The 25,624-nt window shown below is 70.6% G+C and carries 22 protein-coding genes; 10 read left to right on the plus strand and 12 right to left on the minus strand.

Annotated elements, in window-relative coordinates:
• Positions 1–612 precede the first annotated feature (612 nt).
• Positions 613–1,578 (plus strand): N-acetyl-gamma-glutamyl-phosphate reductase, encoded by a 966-nt coding sequence (gene argC / locus WMF43_RS00800; RefSeq protein WP_437676680.1) that lies wholly within the window; start codon positions 613–615, stop codon positions 1,576–1,578.
• Between the two features lie 60 nt (positions 1,579–1,638).
• On the opposite strand, the gene WMF43_RS00805 is transcribed toward argC, so the two are convergent.
• A complete protein-coding gene (locus WMF43_RS00805) occupies positions 1,639–3,687 on the minus strand; it encodes a hypothetical protein (RefSeq protein WP_437676681.1) in 2,049 nt (682 codons plus the stop codon).
• 79 nt (positions 3,688–3,766) lie between these two features.
• A complete protein-coding gene (locus WMF43_RS00810; RefSeq protein WP_437676683.1) occupies positions 3,767–5,755 on the minus strand; it encodes a hypothetical protein in 1,989 nt (662 codons plus the stop codon).
• 431 nt (positions 5,756–6,186) lie between these two features.
• Here WMF43_RS00810 and WMF43_RS00815 point away from each other — a divergent pair, with 431 nt between their 5' ends.
• Positions 6,187–7,155 carry a WD40/YVTN/BNR-like repeat-containing protein gene (locus WMF43_RS00815; RefSeq protein ID WP_437676685.1) on the plus strand — a complete coding sequence of 323 codons (969 nt, stop codon included), beginning with the start codon at positions 6,187–6,189 and terminating at the stop codon, positions 7,153–7,155.
• A gap of 129 nt (positions 7,156–7,284) precedes the next feature.
• Here WMF43_RS00815 and WMF43_RS00820 read toward each other — a convergent pair whose 3' ends face one another.
• On the minus strand, positions 7,285–7,938 hold the full coding sequence (locus WMF43_RS00820; RefSeq protein ID WP_437676687.1) for a TetR/AcrR family transcriptional regulator: 654 nt from the start codon (positions 7,936–7,938) through the stop codon (positions 7,285–7,287).
• Between the two features lie 68 nt (positions 7,939–8,006).
• Here WMF43_RS00820 and WMF43_RS00825 point away from each other — a divergent pair, with 68 nt between their 5' ends.
• From WMF43_RS00825 to WMF43_RS00835, 3 genes are all read left to right on the plus strand, one after another.
• Entirely contained in the window at positions 8,007–9,443 is a 1,437-nt protein-coding gene (locus tag WMF43_RS00825) for an FAD-dependent monooxygenase (protein WP_437676688.1), read from the plus strand.
• Positions 9,444–9,513: 70 nt separating this feature from the next.
• On the plus strand, positions 9,514–9,666 hold the full coding sequence (locus tag WMF43_RS00830; RefSeq protein ID WP_437676689.1) for a hypothetical protein: 153 nt from the start codon (positions 9,514–9,516) through the stop codon (positions 9,664–9,666).
• A 212-nt stretch (positions 9,667–9,878) separates the two neighbouring features.
• Entirely contained in the window at positions 9,879–10,679 is an 801-nt protein-coding gene (locus WMF43_RS00835) for a hypothetical protein (RefSeq protein WP_437676691.1), read from the plus strand.
• A gap of 201 nt (positions 10,680–10,880) precedes the next feature.
• Here the strand turns inward: WMF43_RS00835 and WMF43_RS00840 are convergent, their stop codons facing one another.
• The 4 genes from WMF43_RS00840 to WMF43_RS00855 form a co-directional block, all read right to left on the minus strand.
• Positions 10,881–11,759, minus strand: coding sequence for a PAS domain-containing protein (locus WMF43_RS00840; RefSeq protein WP_437676692.1), 879 nt, complete (start codon positions 11,757–11,759; stop codon positions 10,881–10,883).
• Between the two features lie 165 nt (positions 11,760–11,924).
• On the minus strand, positions 11,925–12,386 hold the full coding sequence (locus tag WMF43_RS00845) for a hypothetical protein (protein ID WP_437676694.1): 462 nt from the start codon (positions 12,384–12,386) through the stop codon (positions 11,925–11,927).
• A 147-nt stretch (positions 12,387–12,533) separates the two neighbouring features.
• Positions 12,534–13,916, minus strand: coding sequence for a DUF1552 domain-containing protein (locus tag WMF43_RS00850; RefSeq protein WP_437676696.1), 1,383 nt, complete (start codon positions 13,914–13,916; stop codon positions 12,534–12,536).
• A gap of 44 nt (positions 13,917–13,960) precedes the next feature.
• Positions 13,961–15,592, minus strand: coding sequence for a DUF1592 domain-containing protein (locus WMF43_RS00855; protein WP_437676698.1), 1,632 nt, complete (start codon positions 15,590–15,592; stop codon positions 13,961–13,963).
• Positions 15,593–16,124: 532 nt separating this feature from the next.
• Between WMF43_RS00855 and WMF43_RS00860 the strand changes: the two genes are divergently transcribed.
• Together WMF43_RS00860 and WMF43_RS00865 are read left to right on the plus strand one after the other, a co-directional pair.
• Complete coding sequence (locus WMF43_RS00860; RefSeq protein ID WP_437676700.1) at positions 16,125–17,099, plus strand: NAD(P)-dependent alcohol dehydrogenase; 975 nt, start codon at positions 16,125–16,127, stop codon at positions 17,097–17,099.
• Positions 17,100–17,111: 12 nt separating this feature from the next.
• A complete protein-coding gene (locus tag WMF43_RS00865) occupies positions 17,112–18,101 on the plus strand; it encodes a helix-turn-helix domain-containing protein (protein WP_437676702.1) in 990 nt (329 codons plus the stop codon).
• Positions 18,102–18,219: 118 nt separating this feature from the next.
• On the opposite strand, the gene WMF43_RS00870 is transcribed toward WMF43_RS00865, so the two are convergent.
• Both WMF43_RS00870 and WMF43_RS00875 read right to left on the minus strand, forming a co-directional pair.
• A complete protein-coding gene (locus WMF43_RS00870) occupies positions 18,220–18,654 on the minus strand; it encodes a hypothetical protein (RefSeq protein ID WP_437676704.1) in 435 nt (144 codons plus the stop codon).
• 68 nt (positions 18,655–18,722) lie between these two features.
• Positions 18,723–19,631: an AraC family transcriptional regulator N-terminal domain-containing protein gene (locus WMF43_RS00875; RefSeq protein ID WP_437676706.1), complete on the minus strand. Its 909-nt coding sequence runs from the start codon at positions 19,629–19,631 to the stop codon at positions 18,723–18,725.
• 108 nt (positions 19,632–19,739) lie between these two features.
• Here WMF43_RS00875 and WMF43_RS00880 point away from each other — a divergent pair, with 108 nt between their 5' ends.
• The gene (locus WMF43_RS00880) at positions 19,740–20,627 is read left to right on the plus strand and encodes an SDR family oxidoreductase (RefSeq protein ID WP_437676708.1); all 888 of its coding nucleotides are present in this window, start codon (positions 19,740–19,742) and stop codon (positions 20,625–20,627) included.
• Between the two features lie 75 nt (positions 20,628–20,702).
• Here the strand turns inward: WMF43_RS00880 and WMF43_RS00885 are convergent, their stop codons facing one another.
• From WMF43_RS00885 to WMF43_RS00895, 3 genes are all read right to left on the minus strand, one after another.
• Complete coding sequence (locus WMF43_RS00885) at positions 20,703–21,191, minus strand: hypothetical protein (protein WP_437676709.1); 489 nt, start codon at positions 21,189–21,191, stop codon at positions 20,703–20,705.
• 12 nt (positions 21,192–21,203) lie between these two features.
• A complete protein-coding gene (locus WMF43_RS00890) occupies positions 21,204–22,907 on the minus strand; it encodes a DUF2330 domain-containing protein (protein ID WP_437676711.1) in 1,704 nt (567 codons plus the stop codon).
• A gap of 252 nt (positions 22,908–23,159) precedes the next feature.
• On the minus strand, positions 23,160–23,888 hold the full coding sequence (locus WMF43_RS00895) for a DUF4336 domain-containing protein (protein ID WP_437676713.1): 729 nt from the start codon (positions 23,886–23,888) through the stop codon (positions 23,160–23,162).
• Between the two features lie 253 nt (positions 23,889–24,141).
• Between WMF43_RS00895 and WMF43_RS00900 the strand changes: the two genes are divergently transcribed.
• Together WMF43_RS00900 and WMF43_RS00905 are read left to right on the plus strand one after the other, a co-directional pair.
• Entirely contained in the window at positions 24,142–24,408 is a 267-nt protein-coding gene (locus WMF43_RS00900; protein WP_437676715.1) for a hypothetical protein, read from the plus strand.
• 284 nt (positions 24,409–24,692) lie between these two features.
• The gene (locus tag WMF43_RS00905) at positions 24,693–25,622 is read left to right on the plus strand and encodes a hypothetical protein (RefSeq protein WP_437676716.1); all 930 of its coding nucleotides are present in this window, start codon (positions 24,693–24,695) and stop codon (positions 25,620–25,622) included.
• Positions 25,623–25,624: the final 2 nt, after the last annotated feature.

Here is a 25,624-nt window from a genome sequence, read left to right on the forward strand (position 1 = left end):
GACCTCCAGAACGCAGGCAGCCCACGTGCGAAAAATGCCGTGAAAACGTGGCGGTTTCGCGGGCGGAAGCGGATCTTCTCGGGTGATGGCCGAAGGCGTCGCCCGAGGACAGTCGAGGCGATGGCGATCTGATTGGTCAAAATTGACCACTACCAACGGATTCACATGCGCATGTGAACCGCTCGCGCGCTGCCCGCTGCCGCTCTGGTCTGTATCATCGTAGAGGCTGCCGCAGTCATCGAGCCCGCGACGTCGCGCGAGAGCGCCTCGATGTTCCCCCTGATGACGTCCTCGGGCGCGTCCGGCGACCACGGCGCGCCGCCCGCCGCACGCGTCGCGGCGCCTTGAACCGTCAAGCTTATTCGAGCGGCGGCGCCACCGGTTGCGCCGGCGAGCGCGCGTCGACAAGCAGGCGTCACACACGGAGCGCCGCAAGGCGGGATCGGGCTCGTCGGCGGAGGCGAACACGCGCCGAGGAGCGGGCGGCCTCCCGGACCGCCGCCACCTGACCAGGAGCGACGCGCGGCCCGCGCCGCCGCGGATCCCCGCCCCGATCCGGCGCCCGCCGCTCCGGCCCGCGCGAACCGCTGGTCGCTCGGACGAACTCGGCGTATGGACAGGGCCGCCATGCATCGGGTGTTCATCGACGGGCAGGAAGGGACGACGGGGCTCCAGATCCGGGAGCGGCTTTCGGGGCGTAGCGACCTCCAGCTGCTCGAGATCGACCCGGAGCGACGCAAGGATCCGGCGGCTCGCCGCGCGCTGATCAACGAGGCGGACCTGCTCATCACGTGCCTGCCCGACGACGCCGCGCGCGAGTCCATCGGGATGATCGACAACCCGCGGACGCGCGTGATCGATCCGAGCACGGCGCACCGCACCGCCGACGGCTGGGTGTACGGCTTCCCGGAGCTCCGCCGCGGGCAGCGCGAGGCGATCCGGAGCGCGCGGCGCGTCGCCAACCCCGGCTGCCACGCGACGGGGTTCCTGGCCATCGTCTACCCGCTCGTCGAGCAGGGCATCGTCCCCAGGGACGCCCGCCTCGTCGCGCAATCGCTCACCGGCTACAGCGGCGCCGGGCGCAAGCTGATCCAGACCTACGAGCAGGCCCAGGGCGCCCGACGCGAGGAGCTCCGCGGGCCACGCCCCTACGCGCTCACCCTGAAGCACAAGCACCTGCCGGAGATGCGCAGCCTCGCCGGGCTCGACAGGGCGCCCCACTTCGAGCCGGTGGTGGCCGATTTCTACAAGGGCATGCTCGTCTCCGTGCCCCTGTTCGTCGACGCCCTGAGCCGGCCCGTGACGCCGCAGGCGGTGCACGAGCTCTACACGTCCCATTACGCCGGCGAGACGTTCATCCGGGTGATGCCGCTCGGCGGCGAGGGCGCGCTGGAGGACGGGTACCTGAGCTCCGTCGCGTGCAACGACACGAACCGGCTCGATCTGTTCGTGTTCGGCAATGCGGACCAGCTCCTGCTCGTGGCGCGCCTCGACAACCTCGGCAAAGGCGCCTCGGGCGCCGCGGTGCAGAACCTGAACCTGATGCTGGGGGCGCCGGAGAACACCGGGCTCGACTGAGCACGCGCGCCGCGCCGCTCAGCGGGAGAGCTCGACCTCGTATGAACGCGCGCGCGCCGCTCAGCGGGAGAGCTCGACCTCGTAGCGGGCAAACGTCTGCCGGAAGGCGCCCGGGAGGTCGAGGTCCCACGCCGCGTCCTCGAGGCACCGGCGGACGGGCGCCGCGGCCGCGTCGTCGCTGCCCGCGAGCGTGACCGAGGGGACGTCGACCACCTCGTCGACGGTGGTCTCGAGGGTGACACGCGCGCTCGCCGGGCCCGCAGGGCAGCGCGCGAACGCCTGGCCCAGCGCGGCGCGGAGGAAGCCGGGGCGGTCGAAGCCGTCGCTGGCTCCTCGGCCGATGGCGCTGCCGTAGAGGCGCCCGCTGCCGCTGCCGAAGCCCATGCCGGAGCCGCTCCAGTCGAGGCCCTCGGTCGAGGGGCGCACGCCCGGCTCGATCGCGAGGTAACTCGTCACGGGGGAGACGGCCCCGCCGCGGAAGGCGAGCACGGTCATCTCCGGCTCGGTGAGCGAATCGAGCAGCTCCGTGCCGAACACGAGCGCGGACCAGAGCCGGCCGTGGCTTTGGTCCGGCGTGAACACGCGCCGGACAGGGCGCGCCCAGAGCTCGCCCGTCAGCACCACTTCCGCGACTGGCGCCTCGTGGAGGCCGCGGAACTCGAGGCCTTCGCCCTCGGGCAGCTGCTCGTCGAAGCCGAGCTCCGAGGGGTCGAGCCCGGGCAGCCGCACGTCCAGGTGATCGATGCGGAGAGGGCGAACCCATTCCTCGTAGACGCGGCGCATGTCGGCTGCCTCTTCGGGCCTCTCACTCGCGTTGGCGGTCCAGACGAGCCCTCCGGTCGCGCGCACCGGGACGGCGAAGGGGTGCTCGTCGTCGCGCGCGAGGTCGGGCGAGCCAGGGGAGGGGAGGCCCACGTGCACGACGGCGCCGCTCTTGAGGACGGCGCCGAGGCGCGCCGGGGTGAGCGCGGAGCGGGTGTGGAGATCGGTGAGGGCGAGGATGCGGCGCGGGAGGCCGGCGGGGGTTGCGGCGAGCAGGGCGTCGGCGCGGGCGAGGGCGTCGTCGATGCGGCTGCCGTTCTTGCGGTGGAGGACGAGCTTGTCGAGGTCGGCGAGCGCGCGCGCGGCGGGCACGAAGCGGCCGTGGCGCGCGTGGACCTCGCGGTCGAAGGTGAGGACCTCGACGAGGGAGCCGTCGAGATGGGCGAGGTAGGCCCTGGCCGCGGCGAGGGCGGCGGCGCCCTCGCTCTCGTGGAGCGAGCGCGAGGCGTCGAGCAGGACGACGACCCGCGCGTTGCGCGGCGGCTCGGCGAGGCGCGCCGGGGCGTCGATGCGGAGGGCGACGAGCTCGCGCCCGCTGCCGAGGGGCGACGAGGAGAAGGCGCCGTCGAGGGCCAGTGAAGGTCGAGGGGCGAGGGCGAGATCGGTCTCGTCCTGCGCGAGCTGGAAGGTGGTGCCGGGCGAGATGGATTTGCCGTCGAGGAAGAGGCGATCCCCCGGCCGCGCCGCCGAGACCACGACGGTGGCGGCGAGGGTCTCGGTCCCGACGCGCGGAAGGGTGAGGTGATGGCGGCCCTCGCGGTAGGCCGTGGGCATGCGGAGGGTGTACTCGACGGTCTTCGGCTGGCCGGGCGCGCACGGGAAGACCTGGAGGGCGAGGGTGTCCTGCGAGCGCCATGAGAGGAGCGCGGGATCTTTGGGGTAGAAGCCTCCGATTCCGGTCAGCTCGCGGTACTTCTCGGCGGCGGCCTCGGCCTCCATGAGGTCTCCGCGGAACCAGAACGGCTGTCCGTTCTTGAGGCCGAGCGAGGCGAGGCCGGTCGCGACCGCGCCTTGCGGGAGATCCAGCATGAAGACGGCCTGATCGTGGCGGGGACCGCCGTTGTGGACCGTGCGCTGGACGACGAGCTCGGCGTGCCCGCGGTCGAGGCGCAGCGCGATGCGGTGTTCCTTTTCGACGAGGGCTTCGGAGCGGGTGCCCTCGACCGTGTCGGCGAGGGCGATTGCGGGGCCGAGGTGGAGCGCAGCGCTGGCGAGAACCCCGGCGAGGAAGGAGCGCGCGCGGAGGGAAGGGAGAGATGGAGGGGGAGATGGCGTTCGGGGGGGCATTCAAGGTGGAGTGACAGCATTGCGATGCGTGGGTTCCCATCGCGAGCGCGAGCCGACGGCGCGCATCCATGAGCCCAGCTCAGCGCGAGACCTCGATCTCATACCGAGCGAATCGTTCCCTGAAATCGAGCGGCAACGCGAGCCCCCACGCCGCCTCGGCCAGGCATTCGCGCACCGCCACCACCTCTTTGCCAACGACCTTGACCGACGGAACATCGATCACCTCATCGATCGTGGTCTCGATCGTGACGCGCGCGCTCGCCGGTCCCGCAGGGCATTCACCAAACGCCTTCTCCAGCGCCGCGCGCAGGAACGCTCGGTGGTCGAACGGGTTCCCGCTCCCCGTCGGCCCTCCATGACCGATCCCGGTCATCCGGCAGCTGCTGGACCCGTACCCCATCCCTCCTCCCCCAAGACCCACGTCCATGGGGCGCTCCCCGGGCGCGCTCGCGACATAACTCGTCACGGGCGACACCGCCCCTCCGCGGAAGGCGAGGACGGTCATCTCCGGCTCGGTGAGCGAATCGAACAGCTCCGTGCCGAACACGAGCGCGGACCAGAGCCGGCCGTGGGCCTGGTCCGCCGTGAACACGCGCCGCACGGGCCGCGCCCAGAGCTCCCCCGTCAGCACTGCTCGCGCAACGTGGTCGCCGTGCAGGCGAAGGAGCTCCAGGCCCTTTCCTTCGGGCAGCTGCTCGCCGAAATCTAGCTCTGAACCGTCGAGTCCGGGCAGCTGCACGTCCAGGTGATCGATGCGGAGCGGGCGAACCCACTCCTCGTAAACGCGGCGCATCTCGCTGGCGTCTCCGGGCCTGTCGCTCGCGCGCGCCGTCCAGACGAGGCCTCCGGTCGCGCGCACCGGGGCGACGAAGGGACTCCCCTCGTCGCGCGTGAGGCCCGGCGAGCCCGCGGCGGGGAGGCCGACGTGCACGACGGCGCCGCTCCTGAGGATGGCGCCGAGGCGCGCCGGGGTGAGCGCGGAGCGGGTGTGCAAATCCGTAAGGGCGAGGATGCGGCGAGGTAGCCCCGCGGGCGTCGCGGCGAGCAGGGCGTCGGCGCGGGCGAGGGCGCCGTCGATGCGGCTGCCGTTCTTGCGGTGGAGGACGAGCTTGTCGAGGTCGGCGAGCGCGCGCGCGGCGGGCACGAAGCGGCCGTGGCGCGCGTGGACCTCGCGGTCGAAGGTGAGGACCTCGACGAGGGAGCCGTCGAGATGGGCGAGGTAGGCCCTGGCCGCGGCGAGGGCGGCGGCACCCTCGCTCTCGCGGAGCGAGCGCGAGGCGTCGAGCAGGACGACGACCCGCGCGTTGCGCGGCGGCTCGGAGAGGCGCGCCGGGGCGTCGATGCGGAGGGCGACGAGCTCGCGCCCGCTGCCGAGGAGCGACGAGGAGAAGGCGCCGTCGAGGGCGAGTGACGGTCGAGGGGCGAGGGCGAGATCGGTCTCGTCCTGCGCGAGCTGGAAGGTGGTTCCGGGCGAGATGGGTTTGCCGTCGAGGAAGAGGTGATCCCCCGGCCGCGCCGCCGAGACCACGACGGTGGCGGCGAGGGTCTCGGTCCCGACGCGCGGAAGGGTGAGGTGATGGCGGCCCTCGCGGTAGGTCGTGGGCATGCGGAGGGTGTACTCGACGGTCTTCGGCTGGCCGGGCGCGCACGGGAAGACCTGAAGCGCAAGGAACCCCTGCGACCGCCACGAGAGGAGCGCCGAATCGCCGGAGGGTTGCGCCCCCGTGCTGCCGGCGAGCCCTTGGTACCTCGCGGCCGCGGCGTCGGCCGCCATGAGGTCTCCGCGGAACCAGAACGGCTGTCCGCTCTTGATGCCCAGCGACGCGAGCCCGGTACCGACCGCACCTTGCGGTAGATTCAGGAGGAAAACGGCCTGATCACCGCGAGCGCCGCCGTTGTGGACGGTGCGCTGCACGACGAGCTCGGCGTGCCCGCGGTCGAGGCGGAGCGCGATGTGATGTGCCTTTTCGACGAGGGCAGTCGTGTGGGTGCCCTCGACGGCGTCGAGGCCGTCGGCCCGGGCGCCCGCGGCGCCGAGCAGCAGCGCCGCGCCGGCGAGGCTGCCCACGAGGACGGCGCCGGCGAGGCGAGGGGAGGGCGCCAGGGCGGCCGTGGGCGCCGGCCGAACGGCTGGACGGCGCGGGCGTGATGGAGTGCGGCCGGTGACCATGCAACGGGAGCGACACCACGACGCTGCGAGGGTTCCCGCACCGAGGACGAACACGGCGGTGCTCGGGAAGGCTCACTGTCGCCGCTGGGAAGGCTCACCCTCGCAGGTCCACCCTCGCCGGCGTGAGGTGGAAAGTTATCTCTGGTGTTCCCCCCGAGGCCAGCGCAGGCGCGAGATCGCGAGACACGATCGCGCCGCAGGGTACCTTGACGCGGCCGTGCGCCTCGCCAAGGTACCCGCCAGGGCGCGCGCCGCCGCTCGGGTCGACGTTGCTCCGTGGTTTCCGGCTGCTCGCGCGCATGGAACGGAACGAGCGAAGGAGGTCACCCATGAGCGCGATCCTGGTGGGAACAGAGGACGGCATCCACGTCATCGCCGCACCACCGTCCGGGTCGAGCGGAGCAGGCCGGGCACCGGCGGACGCCTTCCAGGGACGTTCCATCCACGCGCTCGCGCGAGGCGGCGCGCTCGCCGACGGCGACGGGGCGATCTGGGCCCTGGTCGACGGCCGCGAGATCTGGCGCGTCGAGCGCGACGAGGAGGGGCTCGCCACGGCGCTGGTCGCGGCGTCGCAGGCGCCGGATCTCCGCTGCCTGCATCCCTGGAGCGACGTGCTCCTCGCGGGCGCGGCCGGGGCGCACCTGCTCCGGCTCCAGGAGGGGGAGCTGCACCTGGTCCAGCCGTTCGAGTCCGTCGAGGGGCGGGAGACCTGGGGCACACCCTGGGGAGGCCCGCCGGACGTCCGTTCGATCGCGTCGAGCGCCGACGGGACGCTGTACGTCAACGTGCACGTGGGCGGCGTCGTGCGCTCCGACGACGAGGGCCAGAGCTTCCTCCCCACGCTGCCCGTCGACGTGGACGTCCACCAGGTGGTCGTCCCGCCGTCGTCCCGCGCGCGCGTCGTCGCGGCCACAGGGATGCAGGGGCTGGCCGCGAGCGCGGACCACGGCCGCACCTGGGAGTACTTCACCGAGGGAATGCACGCCAGCTACTGCCGCGCCGTGACGGTCGCGGACGGCACGGTGCTGGTGTCCTGCTCGCACGGCCCGAGCGGCAAGGAGGCCGCCCTCTACCGCCGTCCGCTCGGCGCGCCGCGCGCCGTCGTGTTCGAGCGCGTCCGCGAGGGCGTGCCCGAGTGGCACGACGACAACATCGACACCGGCTGCCTGGACTCGATCTACACGAGGGTGGCGTACGGGACCACGAGCGGCGAGGTGTTCTGGTCCGAGGACGCCGGCAGGAGCTTCCGCCGCGCCGCGAGCGGGCTTTCGGGGATCCGCGCGGTCCTGATCCTCTGAGCCGCCGCACGGAAAGACGCTGGCTTCAGCGTGCCAGGAATCCCGCCACGCGCGAGTCGACCACGCACCGCTGACCGAGCAGCGCGAAGCTCGACGAGAGGGGCATCGTGCCCTTGCCCAGCCCGTCGATCATGATGTGGCTCGCGATCCGCTGCGCGCCGGCGCGTGGGCAAAGCGCGTGCTCGCCGCCGTTCCGTGAATGGCCGCAAAACCGCGATCGATCAACGCGATGAACGCAGCGTTCGCCTTCTTCGCCGAGCCTCCGCGCTCGAACACGCGGATGGCTTCGCCGTACGCCGTGCGCCACGTCAGCACGACCATGCCGGCGACGAGCCGCGCGATGCCATCGGGCTCCGGACCAGCGAGCTCGATCGCGAGCGCCTCGACCGTCTCATCCCCGATCTCGCGGAGGCGCGCCTTGAGCGACGGGCTCGCCGCGACGACGTGCCACCAGCCGACCGTCTGGCTGTCGATGCGAGCGAACGGATGTTTCTGCTCGCACAGCCTGTCGACGAGGCGGCGGAGCGCGTCGATCGGCGACTGCCCTTGCGGCCTCTCGCCGATCGCCTCGCGTAAGAGCCGCTTCACCTCGTCCTCGCGATCGAAGAGGAGGTCCTCCTTGCGCGCGAAGTAGTTGAACACCGTCATCTTGGAGACATGGGCGGCGGCGGCGATCTCCTCGACCGTCACCGCGTCGAAGCCGCGCGCGAAGAACATCGCCGTCGCGACGTCGGAGATCCGCTGCCTGGTCTCGCGCTTCTTGCTTTCCCGGAGCTCGCCCATGGATCGAATCTTAGACTAAGACAAATATTTGACTTGCGCAAATGTTTACCGAGTCTAATATTTGGGTCATGGCTCACGACGTGGTCATCGTAGGCGCCGGCCCGGTCGGGCTTTTCCTCTCGATCGAGCTCGCGATCGCGGGCGTGAAGCCGCTCGTGCTGGAGCGGCTCGTGGAGCCCGACCGCACGATCAAGGCCGCCGGGGTCGGCGCAGTGGCAGCCGAGGCGCTGGAACGACGCGGGCTCGCGCGTGCGCTCGACGACGAGCGCCGTGCCGCCATGGCGCGGATGATGCCGGCGCTGAAGGCGCGCTTCGGACCTGGAACGATAAAGAGGCCAGGAGGCCATTTTTCTGGAATGTTCTTGATTGACCAAGACCTCCAGCGCGACCCGGAGCGCCACATGCGTCTCGTGCCGCAAGAGGCGCTCGAGAGGATCCTGAGCGCGCGCGCGACCGCGCTCGGGATCGAAATCCGTCGCGGCATCACGGTGGAAGGCTTCGAGCAGGACGACGACGGCGTGACCGCGCAGACGAGCGCGGGCCCGCGGAGCGCGAAGTACCTCGTCGGCTGCGACGGCGGCCGGAGCCGCGTCCGCAAGCTCGCCGGCTTCGAGTTCCCCGGCACGGATCCGACAATCACCGGCTATCAGGCTGTCGTCGAGCTCGATGCGCCCGAGAAGCTCGCGATGGGTTGGCATCGAACGCCGCGCGGCCTCGTCGCGTCCGGACCGACGCCGGGGCGCGTCTTCACGGCGGAGTTCAACGGGCCGCCGCCCCATCGGGATGCGCCGATCACGCAAGCCGAGGTCGAAGCGGCGATTCAGCGCGTGAGCGGCACCGACGTCAAGATCCTGTCGATGACGATGGCGACGCGCTGGACCGATCACGCGCGGCAAGCGACGAGCTACCGAGCTGGCCGCGTCTTTCTCGCCGGCGACGCCGCGCACGTCCACTCGCCCTTTGGCGGCCAAGGCTTGAACCTCGGCCTCGTCGACGCCGCGAACCTCGGTTGGAAGCTCGCCGTGGCGGTGAAGGGGCGCGAGCATCTCCTCGACTCGTACACCGCCGAGCGCCATCCCGTCGCCGCGCGCGTCCTCGAAAATACCCGCGCGCAAGTCGCGCTCATGCGACCTGACCCGCTGACGAGCGCGCTCCGCACCATCGTGAGCGACCTGATGAAGCTGCCCGAAGGCAACCGCTACTTCGGCGAGATGCTCTCGGGCGTCGGCGTTCGTTACGACCTCGGGGACGACGACCCGCTCGTCGGCACGCTCGCGAAGGACCAGCTCCTCACGCTCGAAGGCGGCAGCGAAGAGCGGCTCTACGTGCTGATGGAGAAGGGCGGCGGCCTCTTCATCTCGCCTTCGGAACGGTCACTCCCGCGCAACGTGCACGTCGCACGCACCAACGACGGCCCGTCGATGCTCGTCCGCCCCGACGGCTGCATCGCGTGGACAGACGCGTCGTCGAAGTCGCTCGACGACGCGCTCGCGCGCTGGTTCTGAATCAGAGCGACGTGCCGTCGCCGCGCCGCCGCCACCATCGTTCGGCGGATCGCCGGCGGACATCGGGCAGGTGTACTCGCACACATCTGATCCCGACGTCCTGTTCCACGTTGACGGCAAGGACCTCATCCGCTACCACGTCGGCGCCGGGACGAAGGACGTCGTGACGACGTTTGACTTCTGCTCGGGCGGCGCCTGGAGCCGTACGGCCACGCGTCCCTGAGCATGGTGAACGGTCACGACACCTGGAGCGGGGCTGTCTACGATCCCGGTCCCGGCGGCAACGCCGCCATCGGGCTCCTCGTGACATGAAATATTGCGGAGGGCACCTCGAAGGGGCCGAGCCGCACACCGTGCCCAGCCCTAGCGGCACGCGCGCCGTGTTCGGGAGCGACTGGGGCAACGGTGATACCGTCGACACCTAGGGATGGAAGCATGCACAATCCAGGCGATGTGATCGGCACCTACGGCAAGAGCCGTTCGCTTCTTTTTACCGGATGGTTTCTGGCAGCGCTGCTCGCCGGTGCGGGCGCCTTGGTGCTGTCCCTGGTACCAGGGCCGGGCAGCACGGTGCGGTTCGATGGGGATGTGTCGGTGCTGTATCGCGCCGGCTACGGGGCGATCGCGCTGGGCGTCGTGATCGCGCTGGGCACGTGGTGGGTCGTGGGCTCGCAGCCCGTGTTCGTGCTGCACCAGAACGCGATCCAGGCTCGGGAGCGCAAAGGCACCCGGACCGACTTCTACGCCGACATCGAGGATCTCTACACGTTTTACTTCGGCGGTATCGGCTACCGAGCGACACCACAGGCGCCGTGGGTCTTCATTGGAGCACGCACCTCGCGCTACGCCGAGCTGAGCCGTACGTTGCGGATGCGCCATGTAGAGCAGCGCGGGGAGCGGCTCTACCGCGAGCTTCAGGCCGGTGGATCGGTCGGCTTCCGGGCGCTGCCCGACAGCGTGGCGTTGTCCAAAACCCTGTTCGCCTCCCGTAACATGGACCATCCGATGCAGAGGATCGAACTCACCCGCGGCCACCTCACGATCGAGGGGAAGACCATCGCGATCGAACGCATTGCTGACGTCGCATCCAACCTCTGGGCAGAGCGGTCGCAGATTCTGGATGTGGATGGCGGGGTGTTCCACACCATGCACTCGAATGCCGTGATGTCGTTCGATGTGCTGGTGACGCTGATCGCTCGCTTGCAGCAGGACGCCGCCTCTGCAGCCCGCGTCTGAGAGCGGGCATCACCCTTCCGGTGCCCACCCGCAGCCCGAGCAGCCGACCGAGCGCCTCGTGAGCAGGCTCGTCGTCGCCGCCGCCGCAGCCGACGGCCAGGATTTCGAATGCGGCGGGAATGGTCGCGGACCAACTCTTCGCTCAATCCTCCTTGCGGCTGGGACCCTGCCCGCCGGCCGGGCGCGGACGGGCCCGCAAGTTCACCGCTGCCCGGAGGTGGACGCCTCTCTCGCCGCGACGATCCGGTAGGACAGGCGGCCGAGCGCATACTCGAGCCCGCGCTCGAGGCTGCCGCGCGTCGTGATGCGACCGAGGTCGACGTCTAGCCCGACCAGGGTCTGCGCCGCGGCGGGGCCCATGCCGACGAGCACGCTCTCGCAGCCGAGCAATGCCGCGGCTTGCACGGTGCGCAACAGGGCCTCGGCGGCCATGGTGTCGACGAGCGGGACGCCCGTCACGTCGATGATCACGAAACGCGCGGAGGCGTCGCTTATCGCGGCGAGGACGCTCTCGGTGACCTGCGCCGCCCGCTCCTGGCTCAGCGCGCCGACGAGCGGCAGGAGCAAGACGCCCTGCCAGATGCGCACGACCGGCACCGCGAGCTTCTCGAGCAGCGTCCGCTGCGCCTCGATGATCCCGAGCTGCGCGCGATTCTCAGCCTCGAGCCGCTCGGCCGCGACGAGCTTGCCCTTCATGTTCGTGATGTCGGTGATGATGCCGCAGAGCCCGACCACCTGCCCGGCGTCGTCGCGCATGGGGTACTTGCGTGTCCACATCGTCCGCTCGACGCGGTCGGCGCCGGTGACCACCTCCTGGTTCTCGTCGGGCTCGCCCGTGTTCACGACGAGATCGTCGTGCTCCCAGAAGACTTCGACCTGCTCGGCGGGCCAGAACCCCTTGTCGTCCTTGCCGATGAGCTCCTCCCGAGAGTACCCGATGAGCTTACAATACCCCTCGTTGACGGCGACCCAGCGATGCGCCCGGTTCTTGACGAAAATGGGATCGGGCAGGCTGTCGATGATGCGCTGGAGCAGCTCGGCGCGGCGCCAGGTGAAGGGATCGACGGAGAGGCTGGTCATTGCAACTCGGCGCACCCCGCCGAAAACATACGCTCCGATCCTACCAAGGAACGCCCTCAGGCTCAAGGGCTGCTCCGGCCGCCCCGCAACGCCGGCTTCGCGCTCACCGGGTCGAGGGGGCGCTCACGCCGAAATCCGCGAGCGCGCCGGAGGCTCTCGTGTGTGTCAGCGCACGAGGGGCTCCGAGGTGGACTTCAGGCCGGTCAGCACCCTGTACTGGGCGGCGATGGCCTCCAGCTCGCCGGGGGCGAAGACGTCCTCGATGCGGTCGAAGCCGTCGGGCGCGCTCATAGGCGATCTGCAGGCACTGCTCCGGACCGTTGCGGCGATTGGCCGCGACGATGGCGGTCGCAGGCTCCTGGCGAACGCGAGATCGGCGGCCCAGTTGATCCTCTGGAGGCCGTCCGGCCCCGGCGGGGGGTCAGGGCCCAGCCGTTGGGTGGCGGCGTCGAGCAGCACGCCCTGCAGGGCGCCGCGGTGCAGGGAGATCTGCGGCGTGGCATGCCCGGCGAAGCGGCCGCGCGGCTCGCCCCACATGCGCTGGCCGAAGCGGTTGAAATAGACAAGCTCCCGGGTCGCCACCCCCTCGGCCAGCAAGGCCTCGATCAGGCCCAGCTCGCCCAGCACCTCGGCGGCGTGGGGCGCGCCAGGCGCCGGTGTTCCGGCGCTGTCGGATGTGCTGCTCGATCTTCTGTGACGCGGCGCCGCGGCGCAAGGGCGAAGCGAGCCGGGAGCGGCGCTCGGCGGGCCTCGACGCCCGGCGCGCCCGGCGGATCAGACGAGGCCGGAGAGCGGGCCGGAATCGCGCTTGCGGTTTCCGATGCTGTTGGTCTCGAGGCCCATGAGCTGGGCGATCGAGACCAGGAGCTTGGCGTGGTCCTGCCGGTCGTAATCGAGGTAACGCCCGGTCTTCAGGGCCCCGCGCGCGCCTCCCGCCAGCACGAAAGGAACACGCTCCATGCGGTGCGCCGTGCTGCCGAGCTCCCTGCCCACCACGACGAGCGTGTTGTCGAGCAGCGTGCCGTCGCCCTCGCTCACGGAGTCGAGCCTCCCGAGCAGGTACGCGATCTGCTCCGAGTACCAGGCGTCGATCTCCTGGAGCTCCCGGCGTCGATCCTGCCCGTCGTGGGACATGGTGTGGTGATCGCTGGTGTGCCCGAGCCACGAGTGCAGGATATGGCTGAAGGCGTAGCTGAGCTGGAGGCTCATGACGCGCGTGATGTCGCAGGAGAACGCGGCCACCGCGATATCCATCATGTTCCTGACCTCCGTCGGATACTCCGAGCCGCGGCCGCTGGTCTCCTCCGGCGCCTCCGGGACCGCGCAGCTCAGCGCCGGGTCGGCAGGCTGCGCCGCCTGGTTCAGCCTGCGCTCCATGGCCAGCAGCCCCTCGAGGTGCGCGTCGAGCTTGTGGTAGTCCTCCTTGCCCACGCGCCGGCGGATCCTGGTGAGATCGTTCTTGAGCAGGTCGACGAGCGCCTTGCGCTCCGCCCGCTCCTGCTCCGCCCCCTGATCGCTCGCGGGCGCCTCGCCGGTCGGCGTCACCCCGGCGAGCAGCCGATTGAACGCGGCCCTGGCGTTCGTCTCGGGGTGAATCGGAGAGTTCTCGCCGGCGTAGATCATCCGGTTCAGGCTGTTCGGATTCAGGCACTGGACACCGAGCTCGACGGTGCGGTACGGCGTCTCCTGCAGGGGGTCGTCCGGAGCGCGCTCGTACGGCATGCCGCTGCCGTGGGCGCGGGCGATGATCTGGTCGATGGACGCGCCGCTCCCCCAGCCCGTGCGGTTTCCGTTGCCGCCGTCGAAGTTCGCGCCGGAGGACGGGCCGTTCAGCGTCGATGCCGTCCAGAGCCCCGCCATGCCGAAGGCGTGGGCCTCGCCGGCCCCGCCGGCCGTCATCGTGAGCCCCCACGGGATCACCAGCTTCGACTTCCAGGGCTCGAGCGGCGCGTGAATGGCGTGCAGCGAGAAGCTGCTCTCCGAGCCCTGCGGCCTCCAGTCGATCACGTTGTTCCAGTCCCGCGCCGGCGCGCCGTCGGGCTGGAAGATGAGCAGGAGTCGCTTCGGGCGCACCTTCTCCTGCCCGGAGGCGTTCATCAGCGGAAGCAGCGATCCCATCGCCGCCGCCCCGGCGCCGAGGCCGAGGGCCTGAAGCATGCGGCGGCGTGAAGTTCCGAGTTGCGTTCGACGGTTCATCACGGTCACTCCTCGCTGGCGGTGAGCCGCACGTGGCGGAAGGCGTCGCTCAGCGCCACCTGAGACAACAGGGTCCGAATGTTCCCGCCCGACGCCTTGAACTCGTCGTGGACGGTCTGGATCGAGCAAGCGTCGTCCGTGCTCTCGATGCGGCCCAGGGCGAAGCGAAACCACTGGTTCGCGACGCAATCGGCCACCTCCGAGCTCCCCGCGAGCTTCTTCGCGAGCTCCACGCCGCCGTAGTACGGACCCGCGAGGTCCTCGCGTGCGTTCGTGACCTCGCCCGCCGCGTTCACCTCGCCGAGGCCGTCCGTCGTGCGGTACTTGCCGATGGCGTCGTAATGCTCGAAGCCGAGGCCGATCGGATCGATGCGCAGGTGGCAGCCCGCGCAGCCGGGGTCCGCCACGTGCTGGGCGAACCGCTCGCGCGTGGAGGTCACGTCGTCCACCGGCGGGGGGACGTTGTTGACGTTCGCCGGCGGGGGGCTGAGCGGCTGGCACATGAGGTTCTCACGGACGACGATCCCGCGGTGGATGGGGGAGGTCTGGTTGTGGTGAGACCAGCGCGCGAGGAACGCCGCCTGCGTCAGGATCCCGGCGCGGCGGCTCGGATCGAGCGACACCTGGTCTCCCGGCGTGAACCCGTCCGGCGGCTCGATATCGTAAAGGTCGAACAGGGGGCCCTCCGGGAACGTGTAGTCCGCGCTGAGCAGCGTGCTGAGCAGGCCGTCGCCCTGCCGCACGACGTGATCCGTGAAGCGGGCGTTCTCGTTCAGCATGGCGTCCGCCATCTCCTCGTCGAACGCCGGGAACATCGCGTGATCCTTCTGCGCCTTGGGCAGCTCCGAGAGCCCGAGCCACTGGCGGTGGAACAGCGCGATCGTGGCGCCCGCCCTCGGGTCCTGCAGCATGCGGTCGACCTGCCCTTCGAGCACGTCGCGCTCGAGCAGGCTGCTGTCGGCGGCGAGATCGACGAGCTCGGCGTCGGGGATCGAGTTCCACAAGAAGAACGAGAGCCGCGCGGCGAGGCCGTAGCCGTCCACCGGCTCGGGGGTCGCGGAGGGGACGCCGGACTCGCCGACATCGGCGTGGTACAGGAACGACGGCGACTGCAGCAGTCCCTCGATCATCAGGCGAAAGCCGCGCGACGCTCCGCCCGATCGCCGGCCGAGCTCGTACAGCGAAACGAGCCCCTGGATCTCGTCCGCTTCCAGCGGGCGGCGGTACGCGCGCTGCCCGAGCCGCTCGACGAGCTCGGTCGCGCACGAGGTCCCCTCGTCGTCCGCGAGGCTGCACGGCGCGATCTGGGCCATGCGCCCCTCGGCCTCCGAGGCCACCCGCGCCGCGAGCTCCGCCGCCTGCTGGACCAGGAGATCCGTGACCGGAGCGATGGCGTTGCTGTGAAACGGCCCCATGCGCTCGTCCGGCGTGAGCGCGTCGGCGGGGCGCCCCTCGACGCCGAGCAGATCGCGAATGGCGTTGTTCAGCTGTTCGCGCGTGAGGCGGCGGAGCCTGGTCAGGCCCACGTGAAGGACACCGCTCTTCGCCTCGCAGGCGGCGGCGATCGCGGAGGGGTCGTTCGGGAGCGGCGGGACCTCGGACTCCTGGTCGCCGTCCCCGCCACCAATCTGTCCCATACACCCAGGAAGCAGCATTGCACCGCATAGGCCCACGATCCCGGCCCATGGCTTCTGTCTCGGTCGGCTTACCCCCAAGTTCATGTCGACTCCTTGTACGGCATAAGACATTGACGCTAAGCGCAAGACCGCGCTGTCCATCACGACGTGCGGTGGGAGGCGACGTCGGGATGGTTGCAGTTCGCCGCGTGGTCGTTGCGAAAAAGAAATTAACTGAACCGGTTAACATGAGCAAATAAATTTGAACACCAGGCCAGTGGTAGAAATACAGGAACAGCATCTCCGCGCGGCAGCTCGCGCGGGACGAGCCGCTCGACGTGGGCGCCTCGGCGCTGACGCCGGGCCTCATCCACCGTTGCCTCGAGATCGCGGCGCGCCACCTGCGGTGAAGCGGCGGCCGGCGCCGGTTCGGGTCTTCCGGTCCTGGATCGCAGCGCCGGCCTCCGGCGCTGCGTCGATTCCGGGAAAATGGTCCGACGTTCCCGGATCCGATGCTTTCGGGCGCACGGGCTGCATCCTTACGCTGCTTCGCATGTACATGAAGGCGGCGGTCTACGAACGGTACGGCTCTCCCGAGGTGCTCGAGGTGCGCGCGATCCCCGCGCCCGAGCCGAGGGAACACGACGTGCGCATCGCGATTCGGGCGACCACGGCGACGGCGGCGTGCCAGATGATGCGGCGCGGCGACACGCTCACGGCGCGGATCGTGCTCGGCCTCTTCCGGCCGCGGCGGCGCTTCCGGGTCCTCGGGATCGAGATCGCCGGCACGGTGGAGCGCGTCGGCCGGCGCGTCACGCGGTTCCGCCCGGGCGACCGTGTGTTCGGCTTCACCGGCTTCGCGGCCGGTGGATACGCGGAGTACGTCTGCCTCCCCGAGCACGGGTCGATCGCGCACGCACCCGAAGGCCTGAGCCACGAAGAGGCGTGCTCGCTCGTCGACGGCCCCACCACCGCGCTCTACTTCCTCCGGGACCGGGCGCGGCTCCGCCCTGGCGAGCGCATCGCCGTCGTCGGCGCGTCGGGGAGCATCGGCACGGCCGCGGTGCAGCTGGCGCGGCACGTCGGCGCGGAGGTGACGGCGGTCTGCAGCGGAAAGAACGCCGACCTCGTGCGCTCGCTCGGCGCGCACCATGTCGTCGACTACACACGCGAGGACTACGCGGCGCGCGCGGACACGTACGACGTCGTCTTCGACACCGTCGGCGCGAGCTCGTTCTCGCGCGCGCTGCGCTGCCTCTCGCGTGGGGGCCGATTCCTCGTCACGGTCGGGGGCCCCGAGCTCTACCTGCGCGACGCGTGGAGCCGGGCGTTCGGGAGCAGGAAGCTCGTGTTCGGCCTGTCGGTCGACAAGAAGGCGGCGCTCCCCGTGGTCTCGGAGCTCGTCGCCCGGGGCGCGCTCCGGCCCGTCATCGACCGCCGCTACCCGCTCGAGGCCATCGCGGACGCGCATCGGTATGTCGAGACGGGCCGCAAGCGGGGCAACGTTGTGATCGACGTGGGCGCGTGATACCTCATTCGCGTGAGCACGCTCGGAGCGCTCCGACTCGCGTCGATCGCGCAGATCCACGGGCTCATAGGTCGTCCGCCGCCCGCGCACCCGCTGCTCTCCGTCATCGCGGCGTCCTGGCAGGAGCCGCTGCGCATTGCGGTGCCGATCCTCGGGCGCGCGATCGAGTCGGGGCTCTACGTCCTGAGCCTCAAGCGCGGCGACGAATGCCACGCCGAGTTCGGGCGCCAGGTCCACGACGGACAGGCGGGCATCATCGTCTTTGCGTCGCCGGGCCAGACCATCACGCCGATCGGCGGACAGAGCGAGCCGACGCACGAGGGCGAGGGCTGGACGGTGGTCTTCCACCCCGACCTGCTGCGGGACGGCCCGCTCGCGGCCGCCATGCACCAGTACCGGTTCTTCGGCTACGCGACGCGCGAGGCGCTGCACCTCACGGACGCAGAGCGGACGGCGTTCACGGGCCTCGTGCGGCAGATCGAGCTCGAGTCCTCCGTTCCGCCCGACCCGTTCGCGCCGGTCGTGCTCACGGCGCAGCTCCAGCTCCTCCTCACGTACTGCCAGCGCGCGTACGCACGCCAGTTCGAGGTCCGCGCGAAGGCCGGCGGGGTCGTGGCGGAGCGGCTCGATCGCCACCTCGACGAGCACCTCGCGTCGGCGGCGCAGCCGGGCCGGGGGCTCCCCACCGTTGGATCGTGCGCGCGCGCGCTCGGCTACTCGCCGGACTACCTGAGCGATCTGCTCCGCGCGGAGACGGGCACGAGCGCGCGCGCTCACATCCATCGCGCCGTGATCGAAGCGGCGAAAGCGCGGCTCCTCGCGTCCGACGCGAGCGCGAGCGAGGTCGCCTATGCGCTCGGCTTCGAGCACCCGCAGCACTTCGCGAGGCTCTTCCGCGAGAAGACCGGGAAGTCGCCGGGCGAGTGGCGGCGCGCCGCCGGTACGTCGGGCGCGGTGAAGGGAACCTCCCGCACCAGAAAGGGCGGTCGAAGTCCGCGGTAGCAGCCGTGTCCTTCATGGCGAACATCACCCCGCCCCCCGCTGGAGGCCGGCCCCTCCACCCACCAGCAACTTCAATCTGTTCTGGCTGACTCGCCGCCCGGTGACCCGCCGGGGGTCCTCATCGCCTGACTTCGATCCCTCTGTCTCTCAGGCGCTGGATGATATCCTGACCGTTCATCTCCCAGAGGTCACCAGGGTCAATCTGCCGCGCTTCGCCGCTCCTCGTCTTCACAATCCACACCTCGTACTCGCGGTTCTTTCTATCCCTGGCGGAGCCGATCGTGACGGATGCGACGTCGGCGAGACGAAATCCCTTCACGGTCGGCGCGAACCAGAGGCCTGTACGCTGCTCCAGCTTCTGATCGTCGAGGACAACTCGATCCCTCGCCAGCGTCGGCGCGACGATGCCGCCCGCTAGCGCGGAGACCCCGAATGCGATCAGGGCGACGATCGGCGGCTTGCGCCTCCACAGCAGGAGCGCGCCGATCGACGCTGCGAGGACCGCGATAGCCGCCGCAATGCCGGGAACATAGGTTGGGAATGTGTAGATCATGATGTCTTTCCTGACGTAGCTGGCTGCACGTCCGCGGCATCCGGCGTCATCGGCGCGACGCGGTCGGGTTACATGTCCTGGACCACCGAGGACGTCTGCTTCAGCGCGCGGGTATCGCGCAGCGGCGAGTTGCCGAACATGCGCGAGTACTCGCGGCTGAACTGCGACGCGCTCCTGTAGCCGACGCGGAACGCCGAGACCTCGGCGCCCACGCCCTCTTCGACCATCAGGCGGCGCGCCTCGAGCAGGCGCAGGCGCTTCTGGTACTGCAGCGGGCTCATCGCGGTGGCCTCCTTGAACCGCTTGAAGAACGCCGCCCGGCTCATCCCTGCGGCGCGCGCGAGCGCGGCGATGTCGACGTCCTCGTCGAGTGATGCCTGCAGCTGATAGACCGCCTCGGCGATGCGGTGCGCCTGGCTGCCCGCGCGCACGAGCTGGCGGATCGCCGGGCCGTCAGGGCCTTTCAGCAGGTGAAAGATCAGCTCCTTCCTCACGAGCGGCGCGAGCACCGTCGCATCGTCGGGCGCGTCGAGCAGCGCGCCCAGCCGGATCGCGGCGTCGAGCATACGGTCGCTCGCCTTGCCGATGAAGAGCGCGCGCCCCGGGGGCTCGACGTCGTCCGGCCGCGCGTGGTCGAGCTGCGCCGCGACCTCGCGCAACGCGACCGCATCGAAGTCCATCTTCAGGCACAAAAGCGGCTGCGTCGGCGATACGCCCACGACCCGGCTCGTCACCGGCAGGTCGATCGGGCTGACGATGTAGTGCGGCTCGCGCTCGCGATAGACCTGCCCCTCGAGCAGGATCTCCTTCGTGCCCTGCACGACGACGCAGAACGACGCGCGCCAGTGCTGCTTCGCGCGTTGCTGCGTGCGCGAGATTTTGATGCAAGAAATTCCGGGCACCGGCGAGGCGTGCACGCCGTCGCCGGGGCACCAACGCGCGATGAGGTCCTTCAGCTGGTCGCGCCCGGGGATCACGGCGGCAGACTAGCCCCGCGTGGACGATCGGGCAAGAACTGGAGACGGCCGTGTATTTCGCGCGCGCCGCGCCGGTGCCATGGTGGATCGCGAACCAAGGAGGTTTCTATGCGTGTCTTCCTCACGGGAGCCAGCGGCTTCATCGGCTCCGCCGTCGTCCCCGAGCTCGTCCGCGCCGGGCACCGCGTGATCGGCCTCGCGCGCTCGGATTCGTCCGCCGAGAAGCTCGCCGCCGCCGGCGTCGACGTGCACCGCGGCGAGCTCACGGATCTCGATACCCTGCGCCGCGGCGCCGCCGCCTGCGACGGGGTGATCCACTGCGCCTTCTCCCACGACGACTTCAACGACTACGCCGGCAACTGCGCGAAGGACCGCGGCGCGATCGAGGCGCTCGGCAGCGCGCTCGCGGGCTCCGGGCGCCCGCTCGTCATCGCCTCCGGCATCGCGCGTTTCGGGCTGGGCCGCGTCGTCACGGAGGACGAGGCGCCCGACGCGTCGACCGGCGGCCTGCGGGCCGCCTCCGAGCAGCTCGCCCTCTCGTTCGCGAGCCGCGGCGTGCGCGTGTCCTCGCTGCGGCTGCCGCCGTCCGTCCACGGCGATGGCGACCACGGGTTCGTCCCGATGCTGATCGAGATCGCGCGCAAGACCGGGCGCGCCGGGTACATCGGTGACGGCGAGAACCGGTGGCCCGCGGTGCATCGGCTCGACGCCGCGCGGCTGTTCGTCCTCGCGCTCGAGAAGGCGCCGGCCGGCGCGCGGCTCCACGCGATCGGCGACGAGGGGATCCCGACCCGCGACATCGCCGGCGTGATCGGCCGCAAGCTCGGCCTGCCGGTCGAGCCGGCCCCCAAGGAGCACTTCGGCTGGCTCGGCGCGTTCTTCGCGGTCGACACGCCCGCGTCGAGCGCGCTCACGCAGGCGCGGTTCGGCTGGAAGCCCGAGCAGGCGGGCTTGCTCGCCGACCTCGAGAACGGCACGTACTTCGCACGTGCCTAGCGGAGAAGGGACGCTGTATCGACAACGTATCCGTGGTTCGAAGGGGCCGCGTTCACCCCGCAGCCTGCGAGACCCCTACGGCCGCTCAGCACATGCCTCGTCGCTGTTCCATCGGGGGCGCACCAGCCGCTCGCCGGTCGCAACCGTGCCTCGCGCGTCGGTCACCACCCCCCTGATCCGGAGGGTATGGCCGATGGCACAAGCTGGCTCACCGATCACGGTCGGCCATCCGATGAACTCGCACCGGCCGTCCTCGAGCTCTGTGAGCTCGATCCTCCCCCGGCTGGTCGTCGCCGACGAGGGGTCGTCGATCACGGTCGCCGTGACCTCGAGCAGGGCGCCCTCGGGCTCCAGGCCGAGCGTCCGGACGCTGGTCCATACGTGCCAGCCGCCCTGCGCGCCGTGGGCGAGCTCGACCTCCTGGCCGTCGGCCAGCGGCTCGAACTGCCACTCGCCGGTGCCGAGCTCGGCGATGCCCTGCGCCGGCGGCTCGCCCCCGCCGGCGCAGCCAGGAGCGAGCGCGAGGAGCACGACGAGGCCGGCGGCGGAGGTCGAACGGGCCACGGCGTCGACCCCCTAGGAGCGCCGGCGGCGGCGCACGGCAAACAGCAGCCCGAGCAGCACGCCGCCGAGGCCCCCGGCGCTGCCAGCATGGGCGGCGGCGTTGCAGCCTCCAGAGGTGGCCTCGAGGGCGGGCGGCGGCACATCGACCGGTCGGCCACCCGGCAGCGAATCGGGCAGGTCCGGGACGCGCCCGTTGTAGAAGGACGTGGGGACGGGCTCGCCGGGAAGCACGCAGGTCGTCTCCCGGCTGCCGTCGTCGGCGATGGAGCCTACCGCCACATAACCGGTCGAACAGCGGCAGGTCGGCGTCATGTTCATGGGCACGCACTCGCCGTTCGGGCCGCAATCGAACGTCGCGCAAGGGTCGGCGAGCGGCGGCGCGTCGGGGAGCGCCCGGTCACCCGGGTTGAGGAACGACATGCGGAGGTCCTGGCAGGTCACCGTCGGCTGACCCGACGGATCGAACGTGGTGCGCGCGGTCGTCCCGGGAACACACGCGCAGGCGGCCACCGGCTGGGCGCCGTCTGCGACCGCGACGACGCGGCACAGGCCGCCTGCGCCGCACGCCGCGAAGTCGCACGGCGACGCGGCGGCAGACTCGGCGCCCGGAGCGCTCTCGCACAGGTCGCGGCCGTCGACGTAGCGCGGGAGCACGCGGACGTTCGACACCGCGGGACCGTCGGTGCGCCGGAAGATCGGATCGACGGTCATCTCCTCGGGCGACAGGCGGGTATAGAGCCGGGTGATGGTCGCGTTGCCCTCCAGGAGCGGCAGCAGCGCGTCGCGCGCGGCGATCTGCTCCTCGTCCGAGCTCATCGTGTTGCGGACCTGCTCGGCGATGTCGGTCGTCGGCCCGCTCATCTCCGTGACGAAGCCGCGGCCGCCGGCCTCGTCGACGCCGCGCGCGACGAGCGCCGTCCAGTTCGTCTGCATCGGCCACCCGTACGGCCTCCAGACGATCTGGTCGTCGTCGATCTCGACGTCCGGCCAGTTGGCCGGCCCATAACGCCGGTCGCCGAGGATCATCACGGTGATGCCCATCTCCGGCTCGGCCGCGATCGCCGTCAGCCGGATCGGAATCGACGGCGACCCCGACGGGAGCGTGAAGCGGAACGGCTGGATGTCGCTGACCTCGGCGTCCGGCTGGAGCCGCAGCGCGAGGAACTTCATCCCTTCGCTCGTATAGATGCGGATGTACGGCGCCATCGCGTCGTTGACGCGGAAGCCGTTGCGGCGAAGCCAGTCGACGAGCGCCGCGGGATCGGTCGACTCGATCACGGCCACGTCGTACGGCCCGACCTCTTCCCGGATGTGCACGGTGACCCCGCCGTCGTCCACGCCGCCCGCGGAGGGCGAGCCCCCGGCCTCCGCGGCGTCGAACGCGGGGTAGCAGCTCGGGTCGTCGGGCCACTGGAACTGCGGGCCGGTCGCCGCGTCGAGGGCGGTGAGCGCGAGCTGCGGGAACACAGCAAGGCTGTCCGCCGCCGGCACCTCGGCGAGCGGGACCACCCAGGCGAAGTCCGGCGCCGCGCCCGCATACTGGATCTGCGTCACCATCGTGACCGAGCCGTCCTCGTTCGTGGCGAACAAGATCCGCTCCGCGGTCTGGTCCACCGGCTGTCGTCCGCAGAAGAATCCGCCGCACGCCTCAGCGGGTCGTGGCGCTGTCATCAGCGCCGCCGCCGTCATCACTGCAGCCGCCCACAGCTTGCGCATAGTCCAAAGCCTCCTCGCCCGATGGATCGGGCGAACGCCCTCAGGCAAAACCAGTGCCACGCGCGAAACAGTCGCTTCCTGGGTACGACACCGGGGGCGACCGGCGCAGGTCGAGGACGCGCGCGGGGAGCCAAGGATGCCAAGGCGCCAAGGACGTCGAGGTATTCTCTTCTTCTTGGCGTCCTTGGCGCCTTGGCGTCCTTGGCGCTTCGAATTCTGCTCGTTTCAGGCTGCTTCAACCCGTTTGTTACTTTAGAACGTGGCGCTGGACTGCCCCGGGCGGGAAGGAATAGCGAAGTCCCAGGCTTCGGCGAGCTGTTGAACGGGTCGATCCGTGATCGGATCGGCATGGGCCACGAGAATCCGCTGGAGCGGCAGCGCGCGCATCTGCGCGAGTGACTCAGCCACCGCCGTGCTCGCACGAGCATACACTCGGACGTCAGGGGGCGTCCTGACTTTTCCGTAGCGCCCCCAGATGCGGGCTGCAATCCGCCAAGTCCAGTGGTCGTGTGCGCAGGCGGATATGAGTAGATCGGCAGCGATCAGGGAGCCGCTGGCCGGGTGGAAGAAGACTGTCTCGTCAAGAAAAGGAACGCCCCTTAGTTGAATAGAGGTTAGCTCAGGGGTAGAGCGGATATACGCGGGGTCGTCCGTGCCCATGGTCAAGCGGACGCGCGGGTTGCGCGACTGGGCAGACCGTGGTCCGACGACGAGCGCGTTCGGGTATCGAGCGGCAGTAGCTGGAGTTTGTAGGTGATGGAACCGGTTGGGCACGACGATCCAACGCACCTCGCCGAGCGCGTCGAGCGCCGCGCATACATCGTCGGTGGGCGTGCAAGGGCTATGGACCCAGAGGGCATCACCCGATAGTCGAACGACGGTAGTCCTCGATCGTAGGCGAACGCCGCCGAACCATACCGGACGTTCGGTGACCCAGATGGAGTCTGGTACGACGACCTCAAAAGCGCTGGGAGCTGCCATTAAGGTAGCTTACCATCCTGTGGGTCTGCTACCAGAAATCTGCTCGCAGGGCGGCGCACGAGGCCGGGCGTGATAAGCCGGTCAGGCGCGTTGTCTCGATGGCGCCGAGCGGGCCCTGGGACAACTGGGTCGAGCTCGTATCGTATGGCCTTTCCCTTGCCCTCAGCGCCTCGATCCATCGACTGGTATGCCTGTTGCTACGGCTCCAGCCGGTTCCAACCAAAGGGAGGCTCCATTGAGCAGAGGCAAGCGCTTGCTTTCGTTAGGTGTCGCGATGGTGGTCGGTCTGGGCCTCGCGACGGGCGTGGCCGGAGCGGCATCCGCCAGCGTGGACACCGGCAGCCAGGCCGCCTTCGCGGCGGCGGACTTCTGGTACCTGCACAGCACGTACAACAGCCGGGCCCAGTGCGAGGCCGCCGCTCAGCTCTACCTATGGCCCAACAACCCGGGCGGCGCGGACGACTACGAATGCCGGTCCGAGGGCGGCCGCTGGGGTCTGTGGCTGGGGTTCCTGTCCTGACGTAGCGACACGGCGCGGGCGCTCGACCGCGGAGCGCCCGCACCACCGCGTTGAGCGGGTGGCGAAGGGCCGGTACCTCCCTCGTCGCGACCGGCTCGGCAACGGGAAGCGGCGAACCGCCGACGCCAACCGCTGCTGTCAACCGGTACAACCCACGGTTGACAATACCTTTGGGCGCGTATCCGCCAGAAACAGAAAATTCGACGGACTGAACTCCGCGCTCGACCCCGCCGAGGAGGAACTTTCTCCGCGGTCGTGCGTCTCACCTCGCGGAGGTTCCCCCGATGGACCGACCTCGTGGTCTCTTCCTTGCGTTCTCCCTCCTGTGCCCGGCGCTGCTCTCCGCCGGGTGCGCCCAGCCGACCGGCGCTCCCGACGAGACCGCCTACGTGCTGCTCGATCCCGCGGCGCGCGCCCACTGGACGATCGTGAGCGACGGCTGGCAGGGCGCGCCGGTCCTGCCGGTCGCGCTCGATGTGCAGGAGTCGGCCCTGCTGCGCAGCGCGGGGCACACACGACCGCTCGATCTGCGCGGGGGCATGCTCGCGCACGTGCGCGGCGCCGAGGGCGAGATCCGCTGGCTCGCGGTGGGCGAGGAGGCGCGCGACGACCGCCTCACGCTGCGCGCCAGCGATGCGGCCGCGGCGGCGCTCGCGGCGCTCGTCGACGGCGAGATCACCACGCGGCGGGACGGCTTCTGGACGCTCACCGCGCCCGACCTGCTCGAGCGCGGATCCTTCCTCGATCCGCCCGGGGGCGTGATCGAGGCCCTGCCCGAAACGCCGCGCGATCTCCGCGATGGCGCCGCGCTCGCGCCCTCGGCCTCGCAGGCAGCCCTCGACGCGCTCGCCGGCCTGTCCGGGGCCGCCGGGCGCGGTGATCCCGGCGCGCCGGAGCCGGGCGGCGCGGAGGCGGAGCTGGTCGGCCTCTACACCGCGGAGCTGCGGACGCTGCTCCTCGACGCGTCCGGGGGCTTCACGATCGAGGACCGTTGCACCGGCGAGGTGCTCGCGACCGGCAAGTACTCGGCCGCGGGGGATCACGTGACGCTGCGAGCCGCCGAGGGGGCGCCGATCGTGCTGGGCCGCGACGAGGACAAGCTGGTCCACCCAGGCTGGGCGGATTTCGCGCCGCTCGCCCCCGAGCCCTCGCCACGCGGCGAGCCTGAAAGCGAGTTGTTCGGGAACGGCGGCAAGCGCGCCGGCGAGGAGTGACC

It is taken from the genome of Sorangium sp. So ce131 (genome assembly GCF_051519095.1).
Lineage (GTDB): Bacteria > Myxococcota_A > Polyangia > Polyangiales > Polyangiaceae > Sorangium.

Excerpts from the sequence above, each read along its gene's own strand:
- WMF43_RS00895 (WP_437676713.1), bottom strand. The coding sequence starts at position 23,888 with ATGGCAGCTCCCAGCGCTTTTGAGGTCGTCGTACCAGACTCCATCTGG.
- argC (WP_437676680.1), top strand. The coding sequence starts at position 613 with ATGGACAGGGCCGCCATGCATCGGGTGTTCATCGACGGGCAGGAAGGG.
- WMF43_RS00860 (WP_437676700.1), top strand. The coding sequence starts at position 16,125 with ATGTACATGAAGGCGGCGGTCTACGAACGGTACGGCTCTCCCGAGGTG.
- WMF43_RS00855 (WP_437676698.1), bottom strand. The coding sequence starts at position 15,592 with ATGGGACAGATTGGTGGCGGGGACGGCGACCAGGAGTCCGAGGTCCCG.
- WMF43_RS00905 (WP_437676716.1), top strand. The coding sequence starts at position 24,693 with ATGGACCGACCTCGTGGTCTCTTCCTTGCGTTCTCCCTCCTGTGCCCG.
- WMF43_RS00880 (WP_437676708.1), top strand. The coding sequence starts at position 19,740 with ATGCGTGTCTTCCTCACGGGAGCCAGCGGCTTCATCGGCTCCGCCGTC.
- WMF43_RS00850 (WP_437676696.1), bottom strand. The coding sequence starts at position 13,916 with ATGCTTCAGGCCCTCGGCCTCGGCGCCGGGGCGGCGGCGATGGGATCG.
- WMF43_RS00805 (WP_437676681.1), bottom strand. The coding sequence starts at position 3,687 with ATGCCCCCCCGAACGCCATCTCCCCCTCCATCTCTCCCTTCCCTCCGC.
- WMF43_RS00870 (WP_437676704.1), bottom strand. The coding sequence starts at position 18,654 with ATGATCTACACATTCCCAACCTATGTTCCCGGCATTGCGGCGGCTATC.
- WMF43_RS00815 (WP_437676685.1), top strand. The coding sequence starts at position 6,187 with ATGAGCGCGATCCTGGTGGGAACAGAGGACGGCATCCACGTCATCGCC.
- WMF43_RS00820 (WP_437676687.1), bottom strand. The coding sequence starts at position 7,938 with ATGGGCGAGCTCCGGGAAAGCAAGAAGCGCGAGACCAGGCAGCGGATC.
- WMF43_RS00825 (WP_437676688.1), top strand. The coding sequence starts at position 8,007 with ATGGCTCACGACGTGGTCATCGTAGGCGCCGGCCCGGTCGGGCTTTTC.
- WMF43_RS00890 (WP_437676711.1), bottom strand. The coding sequence starts at position 22,907 with ATGCGCAAGCTGTGGGCGGCTGCAGTGATGACGGCGGCGGCGCTGATG.
- WMF43_RS00840 (WP_437676692.1), bottom strand. The coding sequence starts at position 11,759 with ATGACCAGCCTCTCCGTCGATCCCTTCACCTGGCGCCGCGCCGAGCTG.
- WMF43_RS00835 (WP_437676691.1), top strand. The coding sequence starts at position 9,879 with ATGCACAATCCAGGCGATGTGATCGGCACCTACGGCAAGAGCCGTTCG.